Raw genomic sequence first — 4,822 nt, forward strand, 5'->3', positions numbered from 1 at the left:
TTCCCTGTTCCCTAAAAGTTTCCAATATCTCACAACTCAAATCATATTGCTATAGTAATTTATAACTTAGTTGATAGTAAAAATATATTTATACTCACAAATATATTTAACTAATTGATCTATGGAGTAACCATAACTATAATCAAAAATATTATCAGCTTCATTTTATGATTTTCAAGGTTTTACAAACATTCTAGTGTTTTTTTGAGCTGCTTTAATACCTAAAGTAACTATTCGTGAAATCATAGTTATTAACTTTTCTCTCGCTAGTTCTTGTTGCCAAATCCATCCTTCTTTAGTAGTAGAATATAGAGGAGGGAGGCGATTTAGAGTATAAGCTATTACATCCACTTTATTAATAGATATTAATAGATCGTTTGGTAGTATTTTAAGTTGTCGTTCTATTTCTATAGTTGCTAATGGAATCATAGCATTAAATTCATGTAATATAGGTTTTTGGCGATCAATTATTGCTTTTTTATCCGCAAAAGATGGGTGGAGTGGAGTGGAAAAGATTTTATTGTTTTTTTGAGCTGCTTTAATACCTAAGCTAACTACTCTAGAAATCATATCTGCTAGTTTTTGTGACCGTCGCTGTTGCCATATTTTTCCTTTTTGTGTTGTAAAATACATCGGTGGTAATCGATTTAGACTATAGGCAGTTACATCGGCTTTATTGATAGAATCAACTATTTCTCGTGGTAATTGTTTTAACTGTTTTTCTATTTCTAAAATAGTGAGAGATTCCATTGCATTACGAAAAGTTAATGTTAAAAGTGACCCACTCATATAATTACTCCTGACGATCGAGTTTTAATTAGGATTATAAATAATCACGAGTTTTATGCAGATTCAATGTCTGCAATTTTCTTATACCATTTCATGGAAGTAATACATCGAGTGTGTAATATCAAATGTGCTCGGGTTTGAAAAAAATCTTTCATCCTAATACTATTGCCAGACTTTTATTTATAGCAGGGAACATGCAACAAGCAACAGAGGGCAACAGGCAACAGGGGGTGACAGGTATAGCGCTACGCGCAAGTCAGAAGTTAGAAGTAATCCCTGACTAAGTTTGAGTTTCTATAATTGCCCTAACCTATTTGCGTAATGCTATAACAGTTGGAAAAACGGGTGTTGGTAATTTGAGGTATGATAACCATGTCCGGATAAGAGCACGATAAAACTCCGTTACCTTTACACTCCCCGAAAAACTTTCTCCTTCTACTCAGGGTTTCTTCTTTTTTCTTCCCTCCTGACTCCTGTCTCCTGACTCCTGACTCCTAAAAAATTAAGATTAATATCATACACTAATTTACCAACACCGAAAAACATTTCCTAGGATTCATCATCCGCATACAGCGCTTTTCAAGTTGATGAACCACATTTTTACAAACAAAACCTTGTAGGGACATTTCATGAAACTCCCTACTAATACTTAAACTCAGTTCAGATATTACTTGTAAATTTTGATTTTTGACTTGCGCGTAGCGCTATAAAGACTTTTTCAGCAAACTCTAATTATATGTTGGGCTTAATGTGAATTTTTTAGTTAAAGTAAGCTTAAGATAAGATTATCTTGTTTGTTAGTATTAATACTCAAAAAAAATCTGCCCAACCGAGCAGATTTGTACTGTCAACATCTACTTTTTGGAGGTTTCTACCATCCTTCTTTTAATCATATCAATATTGTGCATCTTGATAAGAATAGTTTAATTATTGTTATATGTTTATCATAAACTATAATAATAATTGTGTTAAAGTGATATTAAATAGAGGGTGTGACCCCTCATTATGGCTTTAACTAGCCATAATCAAAACAATCTAGAAGAGTAGCAAATTGATTTTTTTCTGGTTGTAAAACTGTATTTCTACTTAATAAAAACCCCTTTATTCCTATATTAATTGCACCCTGATAATCAGCAGTTAAACTATCTCCAATATGGACAACTTCTTCAAGACCACAACCACATTTTTGTAAAGCAGCGAAAAATATTTTTTGATCGGGTTTAGCTGCTCCTACTTCTGTTGAAATAGTAACATTATCAAAAAAATCTGCTAACTTCAAAGCTAGTAAAACTGGATAAAGTCGAGAATCAAAATTAGATAAAACTGCTAACTTAATTCCACGATCGCGCCACTTTGTTAATGCAGGTTTCACATCAGGGTAAACAAACCAAGGTGCAGCAGTAGCAAAATAATTGTAAAGTTCCCGAAAAAAAACTCTGAAATCAGAAAACTGCTGAAATACTCCTAGTTGTTTGTAAGTTGCAGTAGCGACTTCGCACCACCACTCAAACTCCAATTCGGGTATTTTAGTAGACTCCGCTCCAGGAAATGCCATGGGTGGAGCAGTTTTAAAACTTTCAAAAAAAGCTGAATTTACAGCGGGAGGCGAAACATCAACTCCCCACTGACTGGCAAATTTTTGATAGATCTCACCTACACTACCGCGTATACCAAATAAAGTGCCTACAGCATCAAGCAAAATAACTTTAGTCATATTTAAGAAGGAAGAAGGAAGAGGGAAGAAGGAAGAAGGAAGAAGGAAAGAGGTTGATTATTGATACCCAGTTACTGATAACTGATAACTGATAACTGATAACTGAAATAACCTCTATTAATTAGTTGTTGAAAAACTTGATAGTGCCTCTTGAATAGGATTAACTATCCAGTTGAAAGCAACTTTCATTTGATGCTCCAAGGTTGGTAAGCGATACAAATAAACTAAACGTCTTGCCAAATGTGCTACCTGACCATCCAGTTTAACTCCTAAACTGGTAAGAGTTGCGTTTTCAAGCCCCAATGCCATCATTTCACCCAATGGCTGATAGCGGAATGGTAACAAAGGTCGCCCACTCAGAGATGCCCAGATATTCCAGGCCACATAATCAGATTGTTGTATCGCTACTTGAGCAGTGGTGGGTACTTTTTGCCCGTCTGCATCTTGACAGTCTGCTAAATCTCCGAGAGCAAAGATTTGTGTATTGTCTTGCACTTGTAGAGTTGCATTGGTGATGATTTGGTTGCGCTGATTTTTTGTCAATGGTAATGACTTTACTACTGGAGCGACTTTTGTACCTACTGTCCACAAAACAATATCTACAGGAATGGTATCAACTTGCCCTTTATACTTTAAGGAAATTTGATTAGCTTCGATAGACTCAATTTCTGTTTCTAAGTCAATCCAAATATTTTTTTCTGACAAAGCTTGAGAAGCAGCTTCTCTGTTAAATTCTGGGGATGTCCGCAAAATCATATCGCTAAGTTCGACTAATCTAATTCGCCCCCGCTCTTGCAAACGGTCTGCTAATTTACAAGCTAATTCTACTCCGCTATAACCACCCCCAGCGATGGCGATCCGAATTTTTTCTCGGTCTGATGCTTCTAAAACTCGTAACTTTTCTTGGAGACGGTAAGCATCATCAATGGTGCGGAATGGAATTGCATATTCGGCGGCACCTGTGACCATGTCCATTGGCGTTTCACCTCCCATTGCTAAAACTAGGCGATCGTAACTGAATGCTTGACCGTTTTCTAGTTTTACTTGTTGTTGGTTGATGTCAATTTCAGAGACAACACCTTGACAAAAACGGATGTTGGTGTTTGCTAATAATTCTTCAAATGGTGGAGCTATTTCCCAGGTTTGTAACTCCCCGGTCACAAGTTCATATAATAGTGGGGCAAAGAGGAAGCGATCGCGCTGGTCTATCAGAATTATTTCGGGTTTTTCTGTGGGTTGCCAGGGAAACTGAATTAGGCGGAGGGCAGTATAAAGTCCACCAAAGCCGCCACCGAGGATACAAATGCGCCGAGATTTGTCAGTCATGGTTAAGTAGGAGAAGTTAATATTAGGTTACTTTTTTATCAAAACCTTAGCAGAAGACCCGCACCATAGCGTAGCTTGGTGTCAGGATGAATGCTAATCAATATTAATATTTACACAGAATATGTTAAAATATAAACGTAGAATTAGCAAGCAGTAAATGGTTGAAAAAGGTTACAAGTTTAGGTTCTATCCTACTCCAGAACAGGAAAACCTGTTAAGGAGGACTTTAGGCTGTGTCCGACTAATCTACAACAGAGCCCTAGCTGCCAGAACTCAAGCCTGGCATGAAAACAAAGAAAGAGTAAGCTACAAGCAAACTTCAGCTATGCTAACTTCTTGGAAAAAGCAGGAAGATTTAGATTTCCTCACAGAAGTCAGTAGTGTTCCATTGCAGCAAAGTTTGAGACATTTACAAATAGCTTTTACTAACTTTTTTAGTGGACGCGCTAAATATCCAAAGTTTAAGAAAAAGCGTAATGGTGGCAGTGCAGAGTTTACAAAGTCTGCATTTAAGTGGAAAGATGGTCAAGTCTATTTAGCTAAATGTTTATCACCATTACCTATCAGATGGAGTAGACAACTACCACCAAACTGTGTGCCAACAACAATAACAGTGAAACTTGACCCCTCTGGTAGATGGTTTGTGTCTTTGAGAATCAATGATACCAGAGATTTTAAACTCAAGCTAACTAAGAAGCAAGTAGGTATTGACTTAGGAATCACTAACCTATTAACTACCAGCGATGGAGAAAAAGTTACTAATCCTAAGAATCTAAACAAATTACACAAAAAACTGAGATTAGCTCAGAAGTCTCTATCTAGAAAAACAAAAGGCTCAAATAACTACCAGAAAGCACGGCTAAAAGTAGCTCGCATTCACGCAAAAATCAAAGATTCAAGGCTTGATTACACTCAGAAGTTAACTACTCAACTCATTAGAGAAAATCAAACTATTGTAGTTGAGGACTTGGCAGTTAAGAACATGGTAAAAAA

5 protein-coding genes are annotated in these 4,822 nt (G+C 36.5%); 2 read left to right on the plus strand and 3 right to left on the minus strand.

Annotated features, from left to right (window positions below; translation table 11 throughout):
* Positions 1-174: 174 nt before the first annotated feature.
* Entirely contained in the window at positions 175-789 is a 615-nt protein-coding gene (locus AC3DU7_RS25550; RefSeq protein WP_488042092.1) for a late competence development ComFB family protein, read from the minus strand.
* A 137-nt stretch (positions 790-926) separates the two neighbouring features.
* Between AC3DU7_RS25550 and AC3DU7_RS25555 the strand changes: the two genes are divergently transcribed.
* Entirely contained in the window at positions 927-1,073 is a 147-nt protein-coding gene (locus AC3DU7_RS25555; protein WP_488042093.1) for a hypothetical protein, read from the plus strand.
* Positions 1,074-1,804: 731 nt separating this feature from the next.
* On the opposite strand, the gene AC3DU7_RS25560 is transcribed toward AC3DU7_RS25555, so the two are convergent.
* Positions 1,805-2,503: an HAD-IA family hydrolase gene (locus AC3DU7_RS25560; protein ID WP_488042094.1), complete on the minus strand. Its 699-nt coding sequence runs from the start codon at positions 2,501-2,503 to the stop codon at positions 1,805-1,807.
* A 117-nt stretch (positions 2,504-2,620) separates the two neighbouring features.
* On the minus strand, positions 2,621-3,829 hold the full coding sequence (locus AC3DU7_RS25565; RefSeq protein ID WP_488042095.1) for an NAD(P)/FAD-dependent oxidoreductase: 1,209 nt from the start codon (positions 3,827-3,829) through the stop codon (positions 2,621-2,623).
* Positions 3,830-3,986: 157 nt separating this feature from the next.
* Between AC3DU7_RS25565 and AC3DU7_RS25570 the strand changes: the two genes are divergently transcribed.
* A partial coding sequence (locus tag AC3DU7_RS25570; protein WP_488042096.1) for an RNA-guided endonuclease InsQ/TnpB family protein occupies positions 3,987-4,822 on the plus strand: 836 nt, incomplete at its 3' end.

The sequence above is a fragment of the Okeania sp. genome (assembly GCF_983059655.1).